At 64.8% G+C, this 23,561-nt stretch carries 23 protein-coding genes; 8 read left to right on the top strand and 15 right to left on the bottom strand.

Annotated features, from left to right (window positions below):
- Positions 1–106: 106 nt before the first annotated feature.
- A complete protein-coding gene (locus tag PRtIB026_RS03305) occupies positions 107–814 on the top strand; it encodes a PA5502 family lipoprotein (RefSeq protein ID WP_203649144.1) in 708 nt (235 codons plus the stop codon).
- Positions 815–948: 134 nt separating this feature from the next.
- Here PRtIB026_RS03305 and katE read toward each other — a convergent pair whose 3' ends face one another.
- A complete protein-coding gene (katE, locus tag PRtIB026_RS03300) occupies positions 949–3,093 on the bottom strand; it encodes a catalase HPII (RefSeq protein WP_203649146.1) in 2,145 nt (714 codons plus the stop codon).
- Positions 3,094–3,304: 211 nt separating this feature from the next.
- On the opposite strand from katE, the gene PRtIB026_RS03295 reads away from it, so the two are divergent.
- The 3 genes from PRtIB026_RS03295 to PRtIB026_RS03285 all read left to right on the top strand — a co-directional run bounded on the left by PRtIB026_RS03295 (position 3,305) and on the right by PRtIB026_RS03285 (position 5,818).
- A complete protein-coding gene (locus PRtIB026_RS03295) occupies positions 3,305–4,312 on the top strand; it encodes a methionine ABC transporter ATP-binding protein (RefSeq protein ID WP_203649148.1) in 1,008 nt (335 codons plus the stop codon).
- Positions 4,312–4,983 carry a methionine ABC transporter permease gene (locus tag PRtIB026_RS03290; protein ID WP_050703190.1) on the top strand — a complete coding sequence of 224 codons (672 nt, stop codon included), beginning with the start codon at positions 4,312–4,314 and terminating at the stop codon, positions 4,981–4,983. Before PRtIB026_RS03295 ends, PRtIB026_RS03290 begins: the two co-directional genes overlap by 1 nt.
- Positions 4,984–5,047: 64 nt before the next feature.
- Entirely contained in the window at positions 5,048–5,818 is a 771-nt protein-coding gene (locus PRtIB026_RS03285) for a MetQ/NlpA family ABC transporter substrate-binding protein (protein WP_050703189.1), read from the top strand.
- A gap of 207 nt (positions 5,819–6,025) precedes the next feature.
- On the opposite strand, the gene PRtIB026_RS03280 is transcribed toward PRtIB026_RS03285, so the two are convergent.
- Genes PRtIB026_RS03280 through PRtIB026_RS03260 form a run of 5 tightly spaced genes read right to left on the bottom strand, consistent with a single transcriptional unit; the run spans position 6,026 to position 9,909 of the window.
- Complete coding sequence (locus PRtIB026_RS03280) at positions 6,026–6,658, bottom strand: SCO family protein (protein ID WP_028688687.1); 633 nt, start codon at positions 6,656–6,658, stop codon at positions 6,026–6,028.
- Positions 6,655–7,503 (bottom strand): heme o synthase, encoded by an 849-nt coding sequence (cyoE, locus tag PRtIB026_RS03275; protein WP_420713650.1) that lies wholly within the window; start codon positions 7,501–7,503, stop codon positions 6,655–6,657. The genes PRtIB026_RS03280 and cyoE overlap by 4 nt, the downstream gene beginning before the upstream one ends.
- A 35-nt stretch (positions 7,504–7,538) precedes the next feature.
- Positions 7,539–8,612, bottom strand: coding sequence for a COX15/CtaA family protein (locus tag PRtIB026_RS03270; protein WP_203649150.1), 1,074 nt, complete (start codon positions 8,610–8,612; stop codon positions 7,539–7,541).
- Between the two features lie 9 nt (positions 8,613–8,621).
- Positions 8,622–9,200: a hypothetical protein gene (locus PRtIB026_RS03265; RefSeq protein WP_203649152.1), complete on the bottom strand. Its 579-nt coding sequence runs from the start codon at positions 9,198–9,200 to the stop codon at positions 8,622–8,624.
- On the bottom strand, positions 9,166–9,909 hold the full coding sequence (locus PRtIB026_RS03260) for an SURF1 family protein (protein WP_203649154.1): 744 nt from the start codon (positions 9,907–9,909) through the stop codon (positions 9,166–9,168). Before PRtIB026_RS03260 ends, PRtIB026_RS03265 begins: the two co-directional genes overlap by 35 nt.
- 63 nt (positions 9,910–9,972) lie before the next feature.
- On the opposite strand from PRtIB026_RS03260, the gene PRtIB026_RS03255 reads away from it, so the two are divergent.
- Positions 9,973–10,176 (top strand): twin transmembrane helix small protein, encoded by a 204-nt coding sequence (locus PRtIB026_RS03255; protein ID WP_110736050.1) that lies wholly within the window; start codon positions 9,973–9,975, stop codon positions 10,174–10,176.
- Positions 10,177–10,325: 149 nt separating this feature from the next.
- Here PRtIB026_RS03255 and PRtIB026_RS03250 read toward each other — a convergent pair whose 3' ends face one another.
- Genes PRtIB026_RS03250 through coxB form a run of 4 tightly spaced genes read right to left on the bottom strand, consistent with a single transcriptional unit; the run spans position 10,326 to position 14,558 of the window.
- The gene (locus PRtIB026_RS03250) at positions 10,326–11,213 is read right to left on the bottom strand and encodes a cytochrome c oxidase subunit 3 (RefSeq protein WP_203649157.1); all 888 of its coding nucleotides are present in this window, start codon (positions 11,211–11,213) and stop codon (positions 10,326–10,328) included.
- Positions 11,214–11,229: 16 nt separating this feature from the next.
- On the bottom strand, positions 11,230–11,787 hold the full coding sequence (locus PRtIB026_RS03245; RefSeq protein ID WP_203649159.1) for a cytochrome c oxidase assembly protein: 558 nt from the start codon (positions 11,785–11,787) through the stop codon (positions 11,230–11,232).
- Positions 11,788–11,797: 10 nt separating this feature from the next.
- The gene (ctaD, locus tag PRtIB026_RS03240; protein ID WP_203649161.1) at positions 11,798–13,387 is read right to left on the bottom strand and encodes a cytochrome c oxidase subunit I; all 1,590 of its coding nucleotides are present in this window, start codon (positions 13,385–13,387) and stop codon (positions 11,798–11,800) included.
- A gap of 43 nt (positions 13,388–13,430) precedes the next feature.
- Positions 13,431–14,558, bottom strand: a complete 1,128-nt coding sequence (coxB, locus tag PRtIB026_RS03235) for a cytochrome c oxidase subunit II (protein WP_203649163.1) — start codon at positions 14,556–14,558, stop codon at positions 13,431–13,433.
- Positions 14,559–14,939: 381 nt separating this feature from the next.
- On the opposite strand from coxB, the gene PRtIB026_RS03230 reads away from it, so the two are divergent.
- Positions 14,940–15,581: a hypothetical protein gene (locus tag PRtIB026_RS03230; protein WP_203649165.1), complete on the top strand. Its 642-nt coding sequence runs from the start codon at positions 14,940–14,942 to the stop codon at positions 15,579–15,581.
- Positions 15,582–15,717: 136 nt separating this feature from the next.
- Here PRtIB026_RS03230 and PRtIB026_RS03225 read toward each other — a convergent pair whose 3' ends face one another.
- The 5 genes from PRtIB026_RS03225 to prlC all read right to left on the bottom strand — a co-directional run bounded on the left by PRtIB026_RS03225 (position 15,718) and on the right by prlC (position 22,059).
- Complete coding sequence (locus PRtIB026_RS03225) at positions 15,718–17,253, bottom strand: SulP family inorganic anion transporter (protein ID WP_267967089.1); 1,536 nt, start codon at positions 17,251–17,253, stop codon at positions 15,718–15,720.
- A gap of 188 nt (positions 17,254–17,441) precedes the next feature.
- Complete coding sequence (locus PRtIB026_RS03220; RefSeq protein ID WP_203649169.1) at positions 17,442–18,161, bottom strand: carbonic anhydrase; 720 nt, start codon at positions 18,159–18,161, stop codon at positions 17,442–17,444.
- 297 nt (positions 18,162–18,458) lie between these two features.
- Complete coding sequence (locus tag PRtIB026_RS03215) at positions 18,459–19,514, bottom strand: PA0069 family radical SAM protein (RefSeq protein WP_267813559.1); 1,056 nt, start codon at positions 19,512–19,514, stop codon at positions 18,459–18,461.
- A 182-nt stretch (positions 19,515–19,696) separates the two neighbouring features.
- The gene (locus tag PRtIB026_RS03210; protein ID WP_110736062.1) at positions 19,697–19,975 is read right to left on the bottom strand and encodes a YheV family putative zinc ribbon protein; all 279 of its coding nucleotides are present in this window, start codon (positions 19,973–19,975) and stop codon (positions 19,697–19,699) included.
- Complete coding sequence (prlC, locus tag PRtIB026_RS03205) at positions 19,972–22,059, bottom strand: oligopeptidase A (protein WP_203649171.1); 2,088 nt, start codon at positions 22,057–22,059, stop codon at positions 19,972–19,974. Before prlC ends, PRtIB026_RS03210 begins: the two co-directional genes overlap by 4 nt.
- 66 nt (positions 22,060–22,125) lie before the next feature.
- On the opposite strand from prlC, the gene PRtIB026_RS03200 reads away from it, so the two are divergent.
- Entirely contained in the window at positions 22,126–22,668 is a 543-nt protein-coding gene (locus tag PRtIB026_RS03200) for a gamma carbonic anhydrase family protein (protein ID WP_203649173.1), read from the top strand.
- Between the two features lie 204 nt (positions 22,669–22,872).
- Entirely contained in the window at positions 22,873–23,520 is a 648-nt protein-coding gene (locus PRtIB026_RS03195) for an HAD family hydrolase (RefSeq protein ID WP_203649175.1), read from the top strand.
- Positions 23,521–23,561: the final 41 nt, after the last annotated feature.

Genomic DNA, 23,561 nt, shown 5'->3' with positions numbered 1-23,561 from the left:
GCCCTGCAACCTTTTCATCGCTTGCAGGTCTGACAAGACCAGTTTTCGAGCGTGCGCACCTGGGTGTAGACTTGCTCGCTTTTTGCGCAAATAGAGAGTCGCAGGAATGAAGCCGTTCGCCTCACGTTATCTGCTTGTTGCCGCGTTTTCCCTGTTCCTGGCCGCCTGCTCCAGCAAGCCGGCCGAGCAGCCGGTCGCGCCTGCCCAGCCGGATGCCTGGCAGCAGCTGGAACAGAGCATCGCCAGCAACGAACTGGCCACCGCCGAGGACCAGCTGGCCGCGCTGCAGGCCCAGGCACCAGGCGATGCGCGCCTCGAGCCGCACCAGCGCCAGCTGGCCGAGGCCTACCTCCAACGCAGCCGCATCGTCCTGCAAAAGGGCGATGTGAATGCCGCCGCCACCGCGCTGGCCCGCGCCCGGGCGCTGATGCCCCAGGCACCAGCCCTGACTGGCGGCGATGCCATGGCCCAGGCGCGCAAGGCCGAGCTGGAAAAGGCCGAGGCGGCGCTGAAGGCGGCCGAGTCCAAGCCCAAGGCCCGGGTCATCGACCCGACCGCGCCCAGCACCGTCGTGGCGTTGAAGACCACCGACAGCCGGGCGATGCGCCGCCAGTTGGATGACATCGCCGCCGATGTGGTGAATTACCAGTGCGAGGTGGTGTTCCAGGTGCCACGCACCCAGGACGCGCCGTGGCTCAAGACCCTGCTGGAGAAGCGCGTGCGCAAGCTCGACAGTGGTTTCGAGCTTGAGCAAAAACATGAGATCCAGCGTTCGCTGCCGGCGCAGGTGGTCTTGATCCCCCATCAGCAGTGAACAATCGCGGGGCAAGCCCGCTCCTACAGGGGTTATACGATCCCTGTAGGAGCGGGCTTGCCCCGCGAAAGGGCTGCAAAGCAGCCCCGGCATTTCCAAGCCGAGCACCATATCGACACTGAAAGGGCTGACTCCTACGCTGGTATCGCCTCTGCAGCCGCCTCCCGCGCCCACACCCGATGCCCTTCGAGCGCCTTGAAGAACCCATCGAACGCCTTCTGCCCGTCCCCCAGCAACAGCCCCGCATCCTCCTTCAGCCCCAGCTTGTTCAGCAGCAGCTTGCCCTCGCTGGTCACCCCAATGGGCTTGAGGTGCTTGTAGGCCTCCAGCAGGAAATGCCTGGCCACGCCGCTTTTCTCCAGCGCCTCCACCGACACCTTGCCCGCCGGCACCCACACGCCATCGAACATCACCGACGGCATGCCTTCCATGGAGGCATCCACCGGCAGTGGCGTGCCATCGACAGCCTTGACCGGTGCCGAGGTCGGACCCAACAGCACGGGGCGGGCGCTCTTGGCCTCCAGCGCCTTCACAACCTTGTCGACGCTGCCAGCATCCACGCCATCGGCAACCAGAATGGCGACCTTGCGCCCACTGATGCCGATCCCACCGGGATGGTTCATCTGGCTCAAGGCCTTTGATTGCGCGGGTTTGCTGCCTTTTACCTTGACCGTGCCGGCCTTGGGCGCCGGCAACCCGAGGTTGGTCGCCACCGCCGCCGCCAACTTGAGGTCGATGTTGGCGAGGATCTCGTTCACTTCCCGGGCGCGAATCGCCTCGCGCTCGACCTTGCCCAGCTCGAAGCTGTAGGCCTTGATGATGTGCTGCTGCTCCGTCGGGCTCATGCTCTGGAAGAACAGCCGGGCCTGGGAAAAATGATCGCCGAACGACGCGCTGCGCTGGCGGATCTTGTGGGCATCGATACGCTCCTCATAGCTCTCGAAGCCACCGTCCCGCGCAGCGGGCGGCGTCTCCTGCGGCCAGCCGCCATCGATGGAGTTTGGCTCGTAGGCGGCGCGGCCCTTGTCGAGGGTCATTCGGTGCATGGCATCGCGCTGGCTGCTGTGGTTGGGGGCGATGGGGCGGTTGATCGGGATCTCATGGAAGTTCGGCCCGCCCAGGCGGCTGATCTGGGTGTCGGTGTAGGAGAACAGCCGGCCCTGCAGCAGCGGGTCGTTGCTGAAGTCGATGCCCGGCACGATATGCCCTGGGCAGAAGGCGATCTGTTCGACCTCGGCAAAGAAATTGTCGGGGTTGCGGTCGAGCACCATCCTGCCAAGCGGAGTCACCGGTACCAGCTCTTCGGGGATGAGCTTGGTCGGGTCGAGCAGGTCGAAGTCGAATGTGTGCTCATCGGCTTCAGGGATGATCTGCACACCCAACTCCCACTCCGGATAATGGCCGGTCTCGATGGCCTCCCACAGGTCGCGGCGGTGGTAGTCGGTATCCTTGCCCGCCAGCTTCTGCGCCTCGTCCCACAACACCGAGTGCACCCCCTGGCGCGGCTTCCAGTGGAACTTGACGAAGCTGGCCACGCCCTCGGCGTTGACCAGGCGGAAGGTATGCACGCCAAAGCCTTCCATCATCCGCAAGCTGCGCGGGATGGCGCGGTCGGACATGGCCCACATGACCATGTGCGCCGACTCCGGCACCAGCGAGACGAAGTCCCAGAAGGTGTCGTGGGCCGAGCCGCCGGTGGGCATCTCGTTGTGCGGCTCGGGTTTCACCGCGTGGACGAAGTCGGGAAACTTGATCGCGTCCTGGATGAAGAACACCGGCATGTTGTTGCCGACCAGGTCGAAGTTGCCCTCGTCGGTGTAGAACTTCACCGCGAAGCCCCGCACGTCACGCACCGTGTCGCCCGAGCCGCGTGGCCCCTGCACGGTGGAAAAACGCACGAACACCGGGGTGATCTTCTCGGGATCCTGCAGGAAACCGGCCTTGGTCAGTTCGCCATGGCAGCCGTAGCTCTGGAAATAGCCGTGGGCGCCACAGCCCCGGGCGTGGACGATGCGTTCCGGTATGCGCTCATGGTCGAAGTGGGTGATCTTCTCACGCATGATGAAGTCTTCGAGCAACGAAGGCCCACGGGCGCCGGCCTTGAGGCTGTTCTGGTTGTCGGCGATTCTCACGCCCTGGTTGGTGCGCAGCGCCTGGCCGCTGGCGTCGCTGCGAAAGGCTTCCAGGCTCTGCAACTTGGCGTTGGTGTTGGCCTTGTCAGGGGTTTCGGTGCCCGCGACCGGGCTCGGCTGCGGCGCCTGGGGCTTCTTGCTGGGCATCTTCGGCTCTCCTCATCAGTACTCGGGCTTGTTCAAGTAGATGACTGGAAGGCCGTCGAATGCGTTCAATCGGATTGCCGACCGTCGCGATATGCCGATTGGATTGGAGCATTGCGAAATTAATGCTAAGAACAGGCAGGGGAAAAGGCTAAAATGCGCGACCCCGGCTAACCGCTGACCCAAATTCCATGCGCCCCACAAGGTTCGCTCAGTGATCGAGTTTCAAAATGTCCACAAGACCTACCGCGTCGCCGGTAGGGATATCCCGGCCCTGAACCCGACCAGCCTGACCATCGAAGATGGCCAGGTGTTCGGCCTGATCGGCCACTCCGGTGCCGGCAAGAGCACCATGCTGCGTCTGATCAACCGCCTCGAGGAGCCGTCCGGCGGCAAGATCGTGGTCGACGGCGAGGACGTCACCGCCTTCGACGCCAACCAGCTGCGCCGCTTCCGCCAGCAGGTCGGGATGATCTTCCAGCACTTCAACCTGCTGGCGTCCAAGACCGTCGCCGACAACGTCGCCCTGCCACTGGTGCTGGCCGGCGAACTGCCACGTGGCGAGATCGACAAGCGCGTCACCGAGCTGCTGGCCCGCGTCGGCCTGTCCGAGCACGCGAAGAAGTATCCGGCACAGCTGTCGGGCGGACAGAAGCAGCGCGTCGGCATCGCCCGCGCCTTGTCCACCAACCCGAAGATCCTGCTGTGCGACGAGGCCACCAGCGCCCTCGACCCGCAGACCACCGCCTCGGTGCTGCAACTGCTGGCCGAGATCAACCGCGAGCTGAAGCTGACCATCGTGCTGATCACCCACGAGATGGATGTGATCCGCCGGGTCTGCGACCGCGTGGCGGTGATGGACGCCGGGCAGATCGTCGAGGCCGGCCCGGTGGCCGACGTGTTCCTGCACCCGCAGCACGCCACCACCCGGCGCTTCGTCCAGGAGGACGAGCAGGTCGACGAGAACGAGCAACGCGACGACTTCGCCCATGTGCCGGGCCGCATCGTGCGCCTGACGTTCCAGGGTTGCGCCACCTACGCGCCGCTGCTGGGCACCGTGGCCCGCGAGACTGGTGTCGACTACAGCATCCTGGCCGGACGCATCGACCGCATCAAGGACATTCCCTATGGCCAGCTGACCCTCGCCCTGATCGGCGGAGACATGGACGCGGCATTCGCCCGCTTCACTGCAGCTGACGTACATATGGAGGTACTGCGTTGATGGACGCCCTGAATTTCTTCGCCAACGTCGACTGGGCCGAAATCTGGCTGGCCAGCATCGACACCATGATCATGCTGTTCGGCTCGCTGTTCTTCACCGTGCTGCTGGGCCTGCCGCTGGGCGTGCTGCTGTTCCTCTGCGGGCCGCGGCAGATGTTCGAGCAGAAGGGCGTCTACGCGCTGCTGTCGCTGGTGGTGAACATCCTGCGCTCGCTGCCGTTCATCATCCTGCTGATCGTGATGATCCCGATCACCGTGCTGATCACCGGCACCTCGCTGGGTGTTGCGGGGGCGATTCCTCCGCTGGTGGTGGGGGCTACGCCGTTCTTCGCGCGCCTGGTGGAAACCGCCCTGCGCGAGGTGGATCGCGGCATCATCGAAGCCACCCAGTCGATGGGCGCCACCACCCGCCAGATCATCACCAACGCCTTGCTGCCTGAGGCCCGTCCGGGCATCTTCGCGGCGATCACCGTCACCGCCATCACCCTGGTCTCGTACACCGCCATGGCCGGTGTGGTGGGCGCGGGCGGCCTGGGTGACCTGGCCATCCGCTTCGGCTACCAGCGTTTCCAGACCGACGTGATGGTGGTCACCGTGGTCCTGCTGCTGATCCTGGTGCAGGTGCTGCAGAGCGTCGGTGACAAGCTGGTCGTGCATTTTTCCCGTAAATAACCCCAATGGGGTCGGCCTGGCCGACCCGTTCGGGGGCCGTCGCGGCCCTCACAAGGAGTGATCAATGAAGAAGCTGCTTGCTGTTGTCGCCGCCGTCGCGGCCTTCTCGGCCCACGCCGAGACCCTGACCGTCGCCGCCACCCCGGTGCCGCACGCCGAGATCCTCAAGTTCGTCCAGCCGCAGCTGGCGAAGGAGGGCGTGGAGCTGAAGGTCAAGGAGTTCACCGACTACATCCAGCCGAACGTGCAGGTGGCCGAAAAACGTCTGGACGCCAACTTCTTCCAGCACCAGCCGTACCTGGATGAGTTCAACAAGGCCAAGGGCACCCAGCTGGTCAGCGTTGCCGGCGTGCACCTGGAGCCGCTGGGCGCCTACTCGAGCAAGTACAAGAAGCTCGACGAACTGCCATCCGGCGCCACCGTGGTCATCCCCAACGACGCCACCAACGGCGGCCGTGCCCTGCTGCTGCTGGACAAGGCTGGCGTGATCAAGCTCAAGGACAGCAAGAACATCCTGTCGACCGTGAAGGACATCACCGGCAACGACAAGAAGCTGAAATTCCGCGAGCTGGAAGCGGCCACCATTCCACGCGTGCTGACCCAGGTCGACCTGGCGCTGATCAACACCAACTATGCGCTGGAAGCCAAGCTGAACCCGGAGAAGGACGCCCTGGTGATCGAAGGCAGCGATTCGCCCTACGTGAACATCCTGGTGGCGCGTCCGGACAACAAGGACGCCGATGCCATGAAGAAGCTGGCCGCGGCCCTGCACTCGCCTGAGGTGAAGCAGTTCATCACCGAGAAGTACAAGGGCGCGGTGATTCCGGCGTTCTGATCTGACATCCCTGGGGCCGCTCTGCGGCCCATCGCGGCACAAGGCCGCTCCTACAGAGGAATGCAATCTCCTGTAGGAGCGGCCTTGTGCCGCGACGGCCTGCGCAGCAGGCCCGAGGATCGAATGCCAATCGCGGGGCCAGCCCGCTCCCACGCCAGAACCCAATCTGGCGTGGGAGCGGGCTGGCCCCGCGATTCATTTCAACGGTCAGTCGCGCTTCACAAGCCCCGGCAACTGCGCCACCAGCTTCTGGTTGTTGAACGGCGCACGGATGAACCCACGCTGGCGCCCGTCCGGGCCGACCACCGCCAGGTTGCCGCTGTGATCCACGGTGTAGCCCGGCTTGCTGGTATCGGCCGGAATGAACGGAATGCTCAAGGCATTGGCCAGCTTCTGGGTATCCTCGATCGACCCCGCCACCCCGACGAAATCCTTGTCGAAGTAGCCCAGGTACTGCTTGAGCTGGTTCGGCGTGTCGCGGTTCGGGTCGACGCTCACCAGCACCACCTGCAAACGCTCCAGCGCCTCCTTGGGCAGCTCGCTCTTCACCTGGCGCAGCTGGGCCAGGGTGGTCGGGCAGATGTCCGGGCAGTAGGTGTAGCCGAAGAACAGCAACGACCACTTGCCCTTGAGCTGGTCCAGCACCAGCGGCTGGCCGTTCTGGTCGGTCATGGTCACGTCGGGCACGGTGCGGCTCTGCGGCAGCAGGATGATGCCGGCGTCGATCAGTTCGGTGGGGTTCAACTGACCACGGTCGTTGAGCACCTTGTTGACGGTCAGGCCCATGATCAGCGCGACCAGGGCAACGAGGATGAAGACGGTTTTCTGGGTTCGGGTCATAGGTTCAGCAACAGGTAATGGTCTACGAGCAACGCGATGAACAGGGCGAACAGGTAGCCGATAGAGTACTTGAACGTCTTGATCGCCGCGTGCGGCCGGGTGCCACGGTACAACACCCAGGCCCAGTGCAGGAAGCGCAGCCCCAGCCCCAGGGCACAGGCCAGGTACAGTGGTCCGCTCATGTGGATGGCATAGGGCAACAGGCTCACCGCCAGCAATATCAAGGTGTAGAGCAGGATATGCAGGGCCGTGTAGCGCTCGCCGTGGGTAACGGGGAGCATGGGAATATCAGCTTTTGCGTACTCCTCCTTGCGATGAATCGCCAAGGCCCAGAAGTGCGGCGGCGTCCAGGCGAAGATGATCAGCACCAGCAGCAGCGGTTCGGCGCCCAGGTGCCCACTGACCGCCACCCAGCCCAGCAACGGCGGGGCTGCCCCGGCCAGGCCGCCGATCACGATGTTCTGCGGCGTGGCGCGCTTGAGAAAGCCGGTGTAGAGCACCGCATAACCCAGCAGCGAGGCCAGGGTAAGCCAGGCGGTGAGGGGGTTGGTGAACGCCAGCAGCAGGGCCATCCCCGCAACGGCCAGCAGCAAGGCAAATAGCAGCGCCGGCACGGGCGCCACCCGACCCTGGGCCAGCGGGCGCTTGTGGGTGCGGGCCATGAGCGCATCGACGCGGCGGTCGACCACGTGGTTGACCGCCGCCGCGGCCCCCGCGCACAAGCCTATCCCCAGGTTGCCGAACAGCAGGACGCTCCAGGCCACCCCCGCGCGGGTGGCGAGAAACATGCCCACCAGCGAGGTGATCAGCATCAGCACCACCACCTTCGGCTTGGTCAGTTCCATGTAGTCGCGCCATCCGGCGCGCTGGCGTTCCGTGCTCAGAAGCGTCGCCACGAATCGTTCCTCATGTGATGGGAAAGGTGCACGCCGGTCACCGGCGTCAGACGCCAGCCGTGGCCCACACGGACCTTGTCGACCACGCGGATGCGGTAGTTGACCAGCACCATGCACAGCAGCAGCAGGGCGCCGCCAGCGTTGTGTGCGACGGCCACGCCCAGGGGCAGGTGCAACAGCACGTTGCTGATGCCCAGGCCCAGTTGCAGCGCCAGCGCCAGCAACACCAGGCGGGCCAGGCCACCCAGGCCGTGACGGTGCAGCTTCCAGCTCAGGGTCAGCAACACCAGCAGAACCAGCATCGCGCCCAGGCGATGGCTGATATGAATCGCGGTGCGCGCGTCGCTGTCCAGCTGCCCGCCGAGGTAATTGGGGCCGACGTGCTGGGTCAGGTGGAAGCCGTTGCTGAAGTCCGCCGCCGGCCACCACTGCCCGTGGCAGGTGGGCAGGTCGATGCAGGCCACCGCCGCGTAGTTGGCGCTGACCCAGCCCCCCAGGGCGATCTGGCCGATGACCACCAACAGCGCCAGCGCGGCGATCCGGCGCAGGCTCAGCGGCAGTTTCGGCAATGGCGCAAAGGCCCGGGATAGACGCAGGGACAGCAGGAAAAGCAGGCTCACTGTGGTGAACCCGCCGAGCAGGTGCGCGGTGACTACCTGGGGCCAAAGCTTCAAGGTAACCGTCCACATGCCGAACGCCGCCTGGGCGAGTACCACTGCCAGCAGCAATACCGGCAGGCGGTAGGGCTGGCCGTCGCGGGCATGCCGGCGCACGGCCTGGAAGGCGAGCAGGGCGATCACCAGCGCCAGGGTGCCGGCGAAATAGCGATGGACCATCTCGGCCCAGCCCTTGGCTTCCTCCACCGGGTGCTCGGGGAAGTGCAGCTCGGCATGGGCCAGTTGGGCATCGGTCTTGGGCACGCTGATGAAGCCGTAGCACCCCGGCCAGTCGGGGCAGCCGAGACCGGCATGGGTCAGCCGGGTATAGGCGCCGAGCAGCACCACCAGCAGCGCCAGCAGGGTGGCGAACACAGCGAGACGGAATCCGGGTCTGGCCATGGCGGCCTCCTAGCCGATGTTGGACAGCTTGAGCAGGTGGCGCAGGTCGTCCAGCACATGCTTGCCGTTGACCTTGGCGTCGTAGCGCAGCACCAGGTTGCCGTGAGGGTCGACGATCCACAGCTGCGGGCCTACTTCGCCGACTTTCTGCACATAGCGCTGAGCGTCCAGCGGGTAGCGCTGCAACTGCGGGTATTCACGGCCCAGCAGCGCCTGGTAGTCGGCGGCCAGCGGCTGGGCCGCCGCCAGGGCATGGCTGGCACGGCTGGCGTCGCGGCCCAGGCCGACCTGGATCTGCCGGGCCAGGTACACCAGTTGCCGGCACTCCTCGGCGCAGGCCTCGGGGGTACTGACCAGCAGCTGCCAGCGCTCGTCCCGGGCATCGATGCCGATGTCCGCGCGGCCCTCGCCATTGCCGATCATCACGCCGTGATAGCTGCGCCCCTCCGGCACCCAGAACTTGAGCTTGTACATGAAGGTGGCAAGGATCATCGGCCCGAGCACGACGAACAGGATCAGCAACAGTTGCAGACGCCCCCGGGGCTTGCGGCGGTCAGGCACGTCCAGTGGACTCGTGGCGGCGGCCATGGCGGTTCTCCTTGTCGTTGTGATACCAGCCGAAATACAGGTAGAGCAGCACCAGCGTGGTGGCCAGGGCGAACCACTGCACGGCGTAGCCCTGGTGCTTTTCCGGGCCCATGGCGACCACCGGCCAGTCCAGGCGATAGGCGGCCGGGCCGGGCTGCAGGCGCAGTTCCTGGGCGAAGCCTTCGCGGCCCAACTGCTGCCAGAGCCCGCCCGGGTCGATTGCCGTCAGCAGTTGCGGCCAGCGGCCGTCCGGGTTGTCCGGGTGCAGCTGGAAGGTCTTGCCCGGCGCCACGTAGACCGTGGCGTCCAGCGCCAGGGCCTGGTCCGGGGTGTCGAAACGCACCGGCACCCGGCGGTCGGGCCAGGGCAGCCAGCCGCGGTTGACCAGCAGCCACAGACCGCTGGCCTGGTCGAGGAAGGGTTGCAGCAGCTCGACGCCGGCCTTGCCGTCGCGCATCTGGTTGTCCAGCAACAGGCTGTGGGCGGCGTCGAAGCGGCCATACAGATGCACGGGGTAGAACGCCGGGTCCGGCAGCTGGCGCAGCTGTTCGACAGCGACCGGCGCCTCGATCTGGCGCTCGGTGTAGGCGGCCAGCAAGTCGCGCTTCTCGTCGGCGCGGCGCAGCTGCCAGCAGCCGAGCGCGATCAGGCCCGGCAGCAGCGCGAGCACTACCAGGGTCGGCAGCAGGCCGGGGCGAAACGGCTTCACCGGGGCCTCGTCAGGTCGAGCGCTATACTTGTACCCATCACCGCATCCCCCTGGAGTTACGCCATGCTCAAGGCCGCGATAGTCCTGATGCTACTGGCCACCATCGCCAGCCTGTTCAGTGGCCTGGTGTTCCTGGTCAAGGACGACGACCAGTCGACCCGCCTGCTCAAGGCCCTTACCGTGCGTGTCGCCCTCGCTACCCTGACCATCGGGCTGGTGGCCTGGGGCTTCATCAGTGGGCAGTTGGTCTCCCACGCGCCGTTCTGAATTGTCTCGGTCCCTGTAGGAGCGGCCTTGTGCCGCGAAAGGGCTGCGCAGCGGCCCCAGGATCTTGGCATCATGCAAGATCGCCGGGGCTGCTTCGCAGCCCTTTCGCGGCACGAGGCCGCTCCTACAACAGGGGACCGCGCCACCCGTCAAAGCACGTACACAAAGATGAACAACCCCACCCACACCACATCCACGAAGTGCCAGTACCAGCTCGCCGCCTCAAAACCAAAGTGCTTGTCCGGCTCGAAATGCCCGCGCATCACCCGGCAGAACATCACGAACAGGATCAACGTCCCCAGCGTCACGTGAGCGCCGTGAAAGCCCGTGAGCATGAAGAACGTCGCACCGTAGATCCCCGAGCCCAGGGTCAGCCCCAGCTTGTTGTAGGCCTCGTGGTACTCGTAGGCCTGCAGCGCGAGAAACCCAAGCCCCAGCAGGATGGTCAGCCCCAGCCACAGCTTCAGCGTGCCGCGATGGCCCTTGCGCAGGGCATGGTGGGCAATGGTCACGGTCACGCTGGAGCTCACCAGCAGGATGGTGTTGATCAGCGGCAGGTGCCACGGGTCGATCACTTCCTTCGGCGGCGGGAACAGTTTCGGGTCCGGCGTGTGCAGCAGCGGCCAGACGAACTCGAAGTTGGGCCAGAGCATGTGCGCCACGCCCTTGTCTCCCTCACCGCCCAGCCATGGCCCCGCCAGCACGCGCACGTAGAACAGCGCGCCGAAGAAGGCCAGGAAGAACATCACCTCGGAGAAGATGAACCAGCTCATGCCCCAGCGGAACGAGCGGTCCATCTGCGCGCTGTAAAGCCCTGCGTGGCTCTCCTTGATCACCGCGCCGAACCAGCCGAACAGCATGTACGCCAGGAACAGCCCACCGACGAAGAAAATCAGTGGCCCGTGGGATTCCGGGTGGCCGGCCTTTAGGTCGTTGAACCAGGTGCCCAGGCCGAACACGGTGATGAACATGCCGATCGTGGCGATGATCGGCCACTTGCTCTGCGCCGGGACGTAGTAATGCTCGTGGCTTGCCATGCTTGATCTCCTTCCCTCAACGGGCGGCCTCGGTCGCGGTTTGTGCGACCGGCGGGTGGCGAGCGGTGATGTCGAACAGGGTGTAGGCCAGTGTCAGGTGCTTCACCGACTCCGGCAGGTCACGGTCGACGATGAAGCGCACCGGCATCTCGATGCGCTCTCCCGGCTGCAGCACCTGCTGGGTGAAGCAGAAGCATTCGGTCTTGTGGAAGTACGCCGCGGCCTCGGCCGGGGTGATGCTGGGGATGGCCTGGGCACTCATCGGCTGGTTGGTCGGGTTGCGGGCAATGAAGATCATCTGGTTCACCGCCCCCGGGTTGACCTCGATCTGGTCGGCGGTGGAGTGGAACTCCCAGCTCATGTCACCGGCGTTGGTGGACATGAACTGCACCCGCACCGAGCGCGACGGGTCGCTGACCTGGGTGCCCGCGTACTGCCCGCCGGTCTTGCCGTTGATGCCGAAGGCCTTGCACATCACGTCATAGATCGGCACCAGGGCGAAGCCGAAGGCGAACATCACCACGGTCAGCATCAGCAGGCGGGTGACCAGGCGTTTGAGCGACAGGCCGTCCATGGGCGGGCTCCTACTTCACTTCCGGTGGGGTCTGGAAGGTGTGGTAGGGCGCCGGCGACGGGATCGACCACTCCAGGCCCTCGGCGCCGTCCCAGGGCTTGGCCGCTGCCGGCGCGCCGCCGCGGATGCACTTGATGACGATGAACAGGAAGAAGATCTGCGTGGCGCCAAACATGAAGGCACCGACCGACGAGACCATGTTGAAGTCGGCGAACTGCAGGTTGTAGTCCGGGATCCGCCGCGGCATGCCTGCCAGGCCGACGAAGTGCATGGGGAAGAAGGCCAGGTTCATGCCGACGAACGACAGCCAGAAGTGCAGCTTGCCGAGGGTTTCGTCATACATGTGGCCGGTCCATTTCGGCAGCCAGTAGTAGGCCGAGGCAAAGATGCCGAAGATCGCCCCGGGCACCAGCACGTAGTGGAAGTGGGCGACCACGAAGTAGGTGTCGTGGTACTGGAAGTCCGCAGGCGCAATGGCCAGCATCAGGCCGGAGAAGCCACCGATGGTGAACAGGATGACGAAGGCGATGGCGAACAGCATCGGTGTCTCGAAGGTCAGCGAGCCTTCCCACATGGTGCTGACCCAGTTGAACACCTTCACCCCGGTGGGCACGGCGATCAGCATGGTCGCGTACATGAAGAACAGCTCGCCCACCACCGGGATGCCGACCACGAACATGTGGTGGGCCCAGACGATAAATGACAGGAAGGCGATCGCCCCGGTGGCGTAGACCATCGAGGTGTAGCCGAACAGCGGCTTGCGCGAGAACGCCGGGATGATCGAGCTGACCGCGCCGAAGGCCGGCAGGATCATGATGTACACCTCGGGGTGGCCGAAGAACCAGAACACGTGCTGGAACAAGACCGGGTCGCCACCGCCGGCGGCGCTGAAAAAGCTGGTGCCGAAGTGGATGTCCATCAGCATCATGGTCACCACGCCGGCCAGCACCGGCATCACCGCGATCAGCAGGAACGCGGTGATCAGCCAGGTCCAGACGAACAGCGGCATCTTCATCAGGGTCATGCCCGGGGCGCGCAGGTTGAGGATGGTGGCGATCACGTTGATCGCGCCCATGATCGAGCTGATGCCCATCAGGTGGATGGCGAAAATGAAGAAGGTCACGCTGGCCGGGGCGTAGGTGGTCGACAGCGGGGCGTAGAAGGTCCAGCCGAAGTTCGGCCCGCCGCCGGGGCTGAACAGGGTCGAGACCAGCAGCAGGAACGCCGCCGGCAGCAGCCAGAAGCTGAAGTTGTTCATCCGCGGCAGGGCCATGTCCGGCGCGCCGATCATCAGCGGGATCATCCAGTTGGCCAGGCCGACGAAGGCCGGCATCACCGCGCCGAACACCATGATCAGCCCGTGCATGGTGGTCATCTGGTTGAAGAACGCCGGTTCCACGATCTGCAGGCCGGGCTGGAACAGCTCGGCGCGGATCACCATGGCGAACGAGCCGCCGAGCAGGAACATGCTGAAGGCGAACCACAGGTACATCGTGCCGATGTCCTTGTGGTTGGTGGTCAGCACCCAGCGCATCAGGCCCTTGGCCGGGCCGTGGGCGTGTTCATGACCGTGGGCGTGGTCGTCGATCACTGCACTCATGTCCTGTCTCCTGCAATCCACTGACTGTCGCGGCTAGCCCGGCTCATTGCGCTTCGGCCTGCTTGAGCGCCAGCACGTCCTTCGGCGTGACCATGTCGCCCTTGTTGTTGCCCCAGGCATTGCGCTCGTAGGTGACCACGGCGGCGATGTCGACTTCCGAAAGCTGCTTGCCGAACGCCGCCATGGCGGTGCCGGGCTTGCCGTGGAAGACGATGCCCAGGTGGGCGTCCTTGGGCCCGGTGGCGATCTTCGAGCCCTTGAGCGCCGGGAACATCGGCGGCAGGCCCTGGCCTTCGGCCTGGTGACAGGCCACGCAGGTGGTGTGGTAGACCTTGTCGCCGCGCGCGACCAGCTCTTCGAGGGTCCATTCCTTGCTGGTCAGCTCCTTGAGCTTGGCCGCCTCGGCCTTGCGCTCGCCGAGCCAGGTGTCGTAGTCGGCCTTGGACTTCACCTCGACCACCACCGGCATGAAACCGTGGTCCTTGCCGCACAGCTCGGTGCACTGGCCACGGTAGATGCCCGGCTTCTCGACCCGGGTCCAGGCCTCGTTGACGAAACCGGGGATGGCGTCGCGCTTGACCGCGAAGGCCGGTACCCACCAGGAGTGAATGACGTCGGCGGCGGTCACCAGGAAGCGCACCTTGGCGCCCACCGGCAGCACCAGCGGCTGGTCGACTTCGAGCAGGTAGTGCTCGTCCTTCGGCGACTTGTTGTGGATCTGCTCGGCGGGGGTGGCCAGGTTGCTGAAGAACTCGACGTCCTGGCCCAGGTACTTGTAGTGCCACTTCCACTGGTAGCCGGTGACCTGGATGTCGATGTCGGACTCGCTGGCGTCGTAGATGTCGATCAGGGTCTTGGTGGCCGGGATGGCCATCACCACCAGGATCAGGAAAGGGACCACCGTCCAGAGGATCTCGACCCAGGTGTGCTCATGGAAGTGCGCAGCCTTTTGCCCGGTCGAGCGGCGGTGGATGACCATCGACCAGAACATCGCGCCGAACACCACGATGCCGATGATCACGCAGATCCAGAAGATGGTCATGTGCAGGTCGAACACTGCGTGGGAGACTTCCGTCGCCCCGGGCGCCATGTTCACCGTCCATGCTGCCTGTGCCTGACCGAAAACCGACCACAGCAACAGGCCCATCCAGACATGTGGATGTCGCATCATTGCGGGTTCCCCTTATCGTTCTTGTAGTCCCGGAGGCGTGGACGACCTGCTACGACAAAGGGGGGAACGGTGGCCAAGACTGCCTGGCTTCGACGACCGAGCCCCCTGCTTAAGGCAGTCGGGCCTCATCAACGAATCACGTTTCACCCGGAGTATAGACACCGACCAATGGTGCGCAACGCAGCACTTGAAATGATCTTCACTCAACCAAACGTTTGCGCTGAAAGCCGCATGAATGCTGGGCCGGGGCACAATAATGGCACATTGATATAGCCAATTTCCTACACGTGCCTCAGAGATATAACAAATGCGTCTTAGCCATTCTCGTAAGCAAGCTAACTTAGTGTCTTCCGTTTGTAACGCCATGCCCCTGGAGTTGTCATGAACATCGCTGCTGTACGCGAGCAGATCGAAAACGCCCATCAACATGAGAGCCGCACAGGCCAACTGAAAGCCCGCCTCGAACTGCAACTGCCACACCTGCATCCATCGATCCAACTACCCCAGCAGGATGCCCAGGGTACCTTGGCGCGCTTCGTCGGCGCCTACATCAACGAGGTTCCGGAACTGCTCGAGGCCGCGCACAACGTGGCGCTCGAAGCAGGCATCGAGACGCAGATCAAACCGGTACTGAAGATTGCCGAGGCCTACTTCCTGCAGCCGCCGAGCGTGATGGCGGGGCAGGTCGGGCTGGATTGCCTGCTGGACGAGGCCTACCTGGCTCATCGTCTGGTCGAGGAGGTCAACGACCTGTATATCCGCCACTTCCAGCAGCCGCTGATTCCGGTGGATACCACGGTCGCCAACCTGATCGCCCATCAGCTGATCGGCGAGACGTTTGCCAACCAGCTGGATGAGGTGGTGCACCATTCGGTGGACAAGATGCTCGATGAGGAGAGCTTCGCCGTGGAATCGGTGGAGGTCTACCGCGACAAGCTGTCGAGCCCGGCAACTGGTGCTGCGTGGAAACGCTGGCCGTGCCTGTCGCGCCAGCTTGGTGTGGAATTGGGGCAGTCGGCCTGAGCAACGTTCGAAATCGCCGGGGCTGCTGCGCAGCCCTTTCGCGGCACAAGGCCGCTCCTACAAGGGAACGCGATCTCTTGTAGGAGCGGCCTTGTGCCGCGAAAGGGCCGCAAAGCGGCCCCTGCAATCTGACAGACTAAACCCCGACCCCCGCCGTAGTCCGCAACCGTCCCTCGACCCGCCGCTTCAGACGCCGCTGCTCCAGCACCAGCCGCGAGCCCTTGGCCGCGCCGCTGCGCCCCCAGTCCTCGAGCAACTCCAGGCAGGAATGGTCGATATAGCTCAGGTTGCCCAGCGGCACATGCAATGTCGTCCCCTCCGGCACGGTATCAAGCACCTGGGTCAGCGCCGGCACCTTGAGGAAGGTCGCCGCCCCACTCAGGCGCAGTTCCATGTGCCCCGGCGTACCCAACGCCACCAGGTTAATCTTCAACCGCGCCGCCTTCAGTGCCAGCTTCAGCAGGGTCAGGGCAAAGCCCAGCAATACGCCGGTCAACAGGTCGGTAAAGATGATCGCCAGTGCCGTCGCCGCATAGGTGAACATCGGCATCCGCCCATAGCGGCCCAGGCCACGGAACGCCTTGAAGTCCACCAGCTTCACGCCGGTATAGACCAGCACCCCAGCCAGGCTGGCCACCGGGATCTGCTGCAGCAAGCTACTCAGCGCCACCACGAAGGCCAGCAGCCAGAGCCCATGGAATATCGCCGAGGCCCGAGTCTGGGCGCCGGCCTGGACGTTGGCCGAGCTGCGCACGATCACCCCGGTCATCGGCAGCGCACCCAGCACCCCGCAGAGCATGTTGCCAATGCCCTGCGCCGACAGCTCCCGGTCGAAGTCCGAACGCTGGCCGCTGTGCATGCGGTCGACGGCGGCAGCGGACAGCAAGGTCTCGGCGCTGGCGATGAAGGCCAGGGCGAAGGCCGCCACCAGCAGGGTCGGGTCGGCGAGCTTGAGCAGGTCGTCCGGACGCAGCCAGTCGATGGCTTCGGACAGATCGGCCGGCACCTGCACACGGTTGACCGGCAGCGCCAGCCACAGGCTGACGGCGGTCATTGCCGCCACCCCGAGCAGGGCTCCGGGAATGAAGCGCAGGCGCTGCGGGCGCAGGCGCTCCCAGCCCCACATGATGGCGATAGTACCCAGCCCAAGCGCACCGGCCTGCCAACCATTGCCCGCGCTTTCCAGCGGCAGGGCCGAAGCCAGCGTCGCCGGGAAGCCCAGCAGGTTATCCACACCCGAGGGCTGAGGCGCCGTATCGAACATCACATGCACCTGGGACAGCACGATCAGCACGCCGATCCCGGCCAACATACCGTACACCACCGCCGGCGCCGTGACCCGGAACCAGCAACCCAGGCGCAGGCGCCCGGCCAGCAGCTGCAGCAATCCGGCCAGCAACAGGATCGGCCCGAGCATGGCCACGCCATGTTGGCGCACCAGTTCGAACACCAGCACCGCCAGGCCGGCCGCCGGGCCGCTGACCTGCAACGGCGAGCCGGCGAGAAAGCCCACCACGATACCGCCGATGATCCCGGTGATCAGTCCTTTGGCCGGTGGCATGCCCGAGGCAATGGCAATGCCCATGCACAATGGCAGGGCGACCAGGAAGACCACCACCGAAGCCAGCAACTCGCGCGGCAGGGCCGCCTTTATCTGTGTCATGTTCACCATGTAGCTCCTTTCTAGATTCACGGCCATTCCGCTGGCCGCTAGCACGGGGAACCCTGAATGACGCGCAGGCGCGGGCCGCCAGCGGGTGTGCCGGCAAGGTATTCAGGGAGATTCAAGGCAGGCGAAGGCCGCGCCGCACCCATCGGGTGCAGCCGGCAATCAAGGCTTGTTCAGCGTGTTCGGGTCGCTTAGTAGCGGCCTCTCGGTGTGGCAGAGGGGATCGGCTCACCGGCGGTCAGCGGCAGGAAGCGATCGCTGGCGGCATCGTAGGCTTCGATCTGGCTGGTTTCGATGTCGTAGATCCAGCCATGGATATGCAGCTGTCCGGCGGCCAGGCGCGAAGCGACCGAAGGGTGGGTGCGCAGGTGGTGCAGCTGGGCGATGACGTTTTCCTTGGTCACCAGTTGCATGCTCTCGTGCTCGCTGCCGCAGGAGCAGTTGTCCTCGATCACGGTCCGCGCTACCTCGGCGTGACGCAGCCAGGCGGAAACGGTCGGCATCTTGGCCAGCGACTGCGGGTTGAGCACCGCGCGCATGGCGCCGCAGTCGGAGTGGCCGCAGACGATGATGTGGTGCACGCCCAGCGCCAGCACCGCGTATTCGATGGCACTCGACACACCACCGTTCATCTGGCCATACGGTGGCACGACGTTGCCGACGTTACGGGTGACGAACAGGTCGCCCGGCGAGCTCTGGGTGATCAGCTCAGGCACGATGCGCGAGTCAGCGCAGGTGATGAACATGGCGCGCGGCTTCTGCGCGGTGGCCAGTTTCTTGAACAGCTCTTGCTGTTCGGGGAAGACTTCGGTGTGGAACCGCAGGAAGCCGTCGACGATATGCTTGAGGGCGGCATCGGCGCTTTCGGCGGGTGCGGCCGGGACAACCTTGGATGGGTCCTTGACGGGCATGATTCATCCTCTTGACGGTTTGAAAGTGAATTCCATGTTACCGGGGAAAGATTGGGGTGACGCGGGGATTTAGATGACGCGCACGGGTAAATAATCACAGTCACTGCTGACTCATGACTCACGCTAGCGTAGGAAACTTAACTGAAACTTAATTGCGCAGGCTCTAGAACGGGCGTTCTGGATTGGCGAGGGGAGCACTGGATAATAGCAAAAAAGCATCAGATGCCAAGCTTCATGAGTGAAATTGTTAGGTTGTGTTAGTTGTACTTATAGCTCTCGGACAAAGAGACTACGCTGCTAGAAAAGCGCCATCTGTGCGCCGGGGACGCAGAAAGCGCTGCAATCGAGCTGCAGGTCCTCACGCCCCTCGAACCCCAACCGCCTGGCCGCCTTGCGAAAGCGCTGGGCCAACAGCTCGGCGAACACTCCCTCGCCGCGCATCCGAGCGCCGAAACGGCTGTCATACAACTCGCCCCCCCGGCTCTGGCGGATCAAGCTCAGCACATGCGCGGCCCGCTGCGGGTAGTGATCGTGCAGCCACTGTTCGAACAGCGGCGCCACCTCCAGCGGCAGGCGCAGCATCATGTAGGCTGCGCTCTGCGCGCCGGCTTCCTTCGCCGCCTCCAGCAGGTGCTCCAGCTCGCTGTCGTTGATCATCGGGATCATCGGCGAACACAGCACGCCCACCGGAACGCCGGCCTCACGCAACACGCGGATCGCCCGCAGGCGCGCCTTCGGAGCGGCCGCGCGGGGTTCGAGGGTGCGCTTGAGTTCATCGTCGAGAGTGGTGAGGCTGATCATCACCCGCGCCAGGCGCTGGCTGGCCAGTTCGCTCAGAAGGTCGAGGTCGCGCAATACCAGCGAGCCCTTGGTGACGATGGTTACCGGGTGGCGGTAGCGCAGCAGCACCTCTAGCAGACGCCGGGTGAGCTGGTGCTCACGCTCGATGGGCTGGTAGGGATCGGTGTTGGAACCCAGGTTGATCGGCGCACAGACGTATCCCGGCTTGCTCAGTTGCTGCTCAAGCACTTCGGCGGCATTGGTCTTGGCGATCAGCTTGGTTTCGAAATCGAGACCGGGAGAGAGGTCCCAGTAGGCATGGCTGGGGCGCGCATAGCAGTAGATGCAGCCGTGCTCGCAACCACGGTAGGGGTTGATGGAGCGGTCGAAGGGCAGGTCGGGGGAGGTGTTGCGGGCGATGATGGTCTTGGCCGTCTCGATCCGCACCTCGGTGCCCTGGGTGAGTGGGACTTCCTGGTACCAGCCATCGTCCTCGGCCACTGAAACGCTCGGGGCGAAGCGGTTGTGGGGGTTGTCGGCGGTGCCGCGGCCGCGAATGGGGGCTGGTTTCATGTGAGAACCCGAATTACTGTATGTGCGTACAGTAATCCGGGATTGAATGAAGTGCCAGTGCCGTCAGGCGGATTCAGGGGCCGTTGCACGGCCCATCGCGGCACAAGGCCGCTCCTACAGGGGATCGCGATTGCCTGTAGGAGCGGCCTTGTGCCGCGATGGCCCGCAGAGCGGGCCCAGGCTTACTCCGGCTTCTTCAGCTTCGGATTGGGGAAGAACTGCACGGTCTGCACCTTGGCCGGCGCCGCCTTGGGCGCCAGGTGGTTGACCCGGGTGCCCAGCTCCGAGGGTACCGACAGGCCCTGTTCGTTCAGGGTGTCGGTGAACCCGCAGGCCACGCACTCGCGGTGCGGCACGCCGTCCTCGTTCCACATCATCAGCTTGTCCATCTCACTGCACGCCGGGCATACCGCCCCGGCGATGAAACGTCGCTTGCTCTTGCTCACGGCTACCTCGCTCATGCCGCCGCGTCCTCGGTAAGGCCACTGTGGCGCAGCAATGCATCGATGGAAGGCTCACGGCCACGGAAGTCGACGAACAGCACCATCGGCTCACGGGAGCCGCCACGGGCCAGGATGGCTTCGCGGAAGGCACGGCCGGTCTCGGCGTTCAGCACGCCTTCTTCCTCGAAGCGCGAGAAGGCGTCGGCCGACAGCACTTCGGCCCACTTGTAACTGTAGTAACCCGCCGCGTAACCGCCGGCGAAGATGTGCGCGAAGCTGTTGGGGAAACGGTTGTAGGCCGGCGGACGCATCACCGAGACCTCGTCTCGCACGCCTTCGAGCACCTGCAGCACGCCGCGGCCGTCGCCGTGGGTGGCGTGCAGCTCGAAGTCGAACAGCGAGAACTCCAGCTGGCGCACCATCATCATGCCGGACTGGAAGTTCTTCGCCGCCAGCATTTTGTCCAGCAGGTCCTGGGGCAGTGGTTCGCCGGTCTCGTAGTGGCCGGAAATCAGCGCCAAGCCCTCGGGCTCCCAGCACCAGTTCTCCATGAACTGGCTCGGCAGCTCCACCGCGTCCCAGGCCACGCCGTTGATGCCGGACACGCCAGCATGCTCGATGCGGGTCAGCAGATGGTGCAGGCCGTGGCCGAACTCGTGGAACAGGGTGGTGACTTCGTCGTGGGTCAGCAGCGCCGGTTTGCCGGGCGTGGCCGGGGTGAAGTTGCACACCAGGTTGGCCACCGGGCTCTGCAGCGAGCCGGCGGCGGTGCGGCGATGATCGCGGGCGCCGTCCATCCAGGCACCGCCACGCTTGTTGGCGCGGGCATAGAGGTCGAAGAAGAAGCGCCCGACGTGCTGGCCGTTTTCCTTGATCTCGAACAGGCGCACGTCCGGGTGCCAGCTGTCGAAGCCCTTGAGCTCGGCGATCTCGATGCCGTACAGGCGCTGGACGATGGCGAACAGGCCGGTCAGCACCTTGTCGATCGGGAAGTAGGCGCGCAGGGCTTCCTGCGACACGCTGTAGCGCTGCTCGCGCAGCTTCTCGCCGAAGTAACCGGCGTCCCAGCTGGCCAGCTCAGGGGTACCCTGCTCGGCGGCGTAGGCCTTGAGCTGTTCCAGGTCCTGGGCGGCGAACGGCTTGGAACGCTTGGCCAGGTCGCGCAGGAAGCTCAGCACCTGGTCGCTGGACTCGGCCATCTTGGTGGCCAGGCTCAGCTCGGCGAAGTTCGGGTAGCCCAACAACCCGGCCAGCTCCTGACGCAGGTCGAGGATCTCTTCCATCACCGGGCCGTTGTCGAACTGGCCGGCGTTCGGGCCCTGGTCGGAGGCGCGGGTGCAGTAGGCGGCATACAGCTCTTCGCGCAGGGCGCGGTCGCTGGCGTAGGTCATCACCGCGTAGTAGCTGGGGAATTCCAGGGTGATCAGCCAGCCGTCGAGGCCCTTGGCCTGGGCGGCGGCGGCCATCTGCGCCTTGGCCGAGTCGGTCAGGCCGGCGAGGGCGGCCTCGTCGGTGACGTGCTTGGTCCAGGCCTGGGTGGCATCGAGCAGCTGGTTGGAGAAGCGGCTGCCCAGCTCGCTGAGCTTGCTCTGCACTTCGGCGTAGCGCCGCTGCTTGTCGGCCGGCAGGTCGATGCCCGACAGACGGAAGTCGCGCAGGGCGTGGTCGATGATGGTCTTCTGCGCCACATCGAAGCCGGCGGCCTCGGGGCTGGCGGCCAGGGCTTCATAGGCTTCGAACAGGGCACGATTCTGGCCCAGTTCGGTGGAATAGGCGCTCAGGGCCGGCAGGCACGACTCGTAGGCCTCGCGCAGTTCCTGGCTGTTGCACACCGCATTGAGGTGGCTGACCGGGCTCCAGGCGGCGCCCAGGCGGTCGTTGAGTTCGTCCATCGCCAGCACCAGGCCGACCCAGGTCGGGTTCTTGCCCTGCTTTTCGAGGATCTCGGCGATGGCCTTGCGGTTGTCGGCGAGGATCTGCTCGATCGCCGGCAGCACATGCTCGGCGCGGATTGCCGAGAAGGGCGGCAGATCATGGGACTGCAGCAGCGGGTTGTTCGCACTCACGGTTCGGGTACCTTGGCAGGAGAAACACGGGACCATCTTAATTACAATCGACGCCGACCGCAGCAGGCAGCCTGCCTATCGGCATTGCAGAGGAACACTATCATGGCCCTCCGGACCTTCCAGCAACACACGCCGAAAGTGGGAGCACGGGCCTTCGTCGACCGCTCGGCGGTGGTCATCGGCGACGTCGAGATCGGCGAGGACAGCTCGATCTGGCCGCTGACCGTGGTACGCGGCGACATGCACCGCATCCGCATCGGCGCGCGCACCAGCGTGCAGGACGCCAGCGTGCTGCACATCACCCACGCCGGGCCGTTCAACCCCGACGGTTTTCCGCTGATCATCGGTGACGAGGTGACCATCGGTCACAAAGTCATGCTGCATGGCTGTACCCTGGGCAACCGCATCCTGGTCGGCATGGGCAGCACCCTCATGGACGGCGCCATCGTCGAGGACGAGGTGATCATCGGCGCCGGCAGCCTGGTGCCGCCGGGCAAGCGCCTGGTCAGCGGCTACCTGTACATGGGCAGCCCGGTGAAGCAGGTGCGCCTGCTGAGCGAGCAGGAACACGCGTTCTTTGCCTACAGTGCCGGCAACTACGTGAAGCTCAAGGACCAGCACCTGGCCGAAGGCTACGACCAGTAACGCCCGCTCATCCTGTGGGATTGCACATTCACTGTAGGAGCGGCCTTGCCGAGGCGTCGGACCGGCCGGAAAGGGCCGCAAAGCGGCCCCGGCAATCGATGATGTGACACCAATGGCTGGGGCTGCGATGCAGCCCGTTCGCGGCACAAGGCCGCTCCTACAGAAAGCTGGGCAAAGCAATTGCCAACCGATATAGAGAAAATCATGCACCAGCAGAACATCCTTTTCGACCTCGACGGCACCCTGACCGACCCGCGCTCAGGAATCACCCGCTCGATCCAGTACGCCCTGGCCAAGCTGGGCATCGACGAGCCGGACCTGACCCGCCTCGAGCACTTCATCGGCCCGCCCCTGTTGCAGGCCTTCATGCAGTTCTATGGCTTCGACGAGGCCAAGGCCTGGGACGCGGTGAACTTCTACCGCGAGCGCTTCAAGGTCACCGGGCTGTACGAGAACCTGGTGTTCGACGGCGTACCCGAGCTGCTGCAGGCGCTAAACGGCCAAGGCCGCACCCTGTATATCGCCACCTCCAAGCCGTGGGTGTATGCCCGCGAGATCGCCCGGCATTTCGAGTTCGACCAGCACTTCAAGGTGATCTACGGCAGCGAGCTGGACGGCACCCGCACCAACAAGGTCGAGCTGATTCGCCACCTGCTGGACGAAGAAGGGCTCGACCCGGCGCAGACCCTGATGATCGGCGACCGCAAGCATGACCTGATCGGTGCGCGCAGCAATGGCTTGCAGGCCGTGGCGGTGGGCTATGGGTTCGGCAGCCGGGAGGAACTGGAGGCCGAGGCGCCTGCGTTCCATTTCGAGACGCTGGCTGAGTTGCACCAGGCCTTTACGCGCTGACCTCTTCGCGGGGCAAGCCCGCTCCCACGCTGTCCTCTGTC

It is taken from the genome of Pseudomonas sp. RtIB026 (assembly GCF_016861355.2).
Lineage (GTDB): Bacteria > Pseudomonadota > Gammaproteobacteria > Pseudomonadales > Pseudomonadaceae > Aquipseudomonas > Aquipseudomonas peradeniyensis.
The sequence above is the reverse complement of the archived record's forward strand: the minus strand, read 5'-3'. Positions and strand labels throughout refer to the sequence as shown.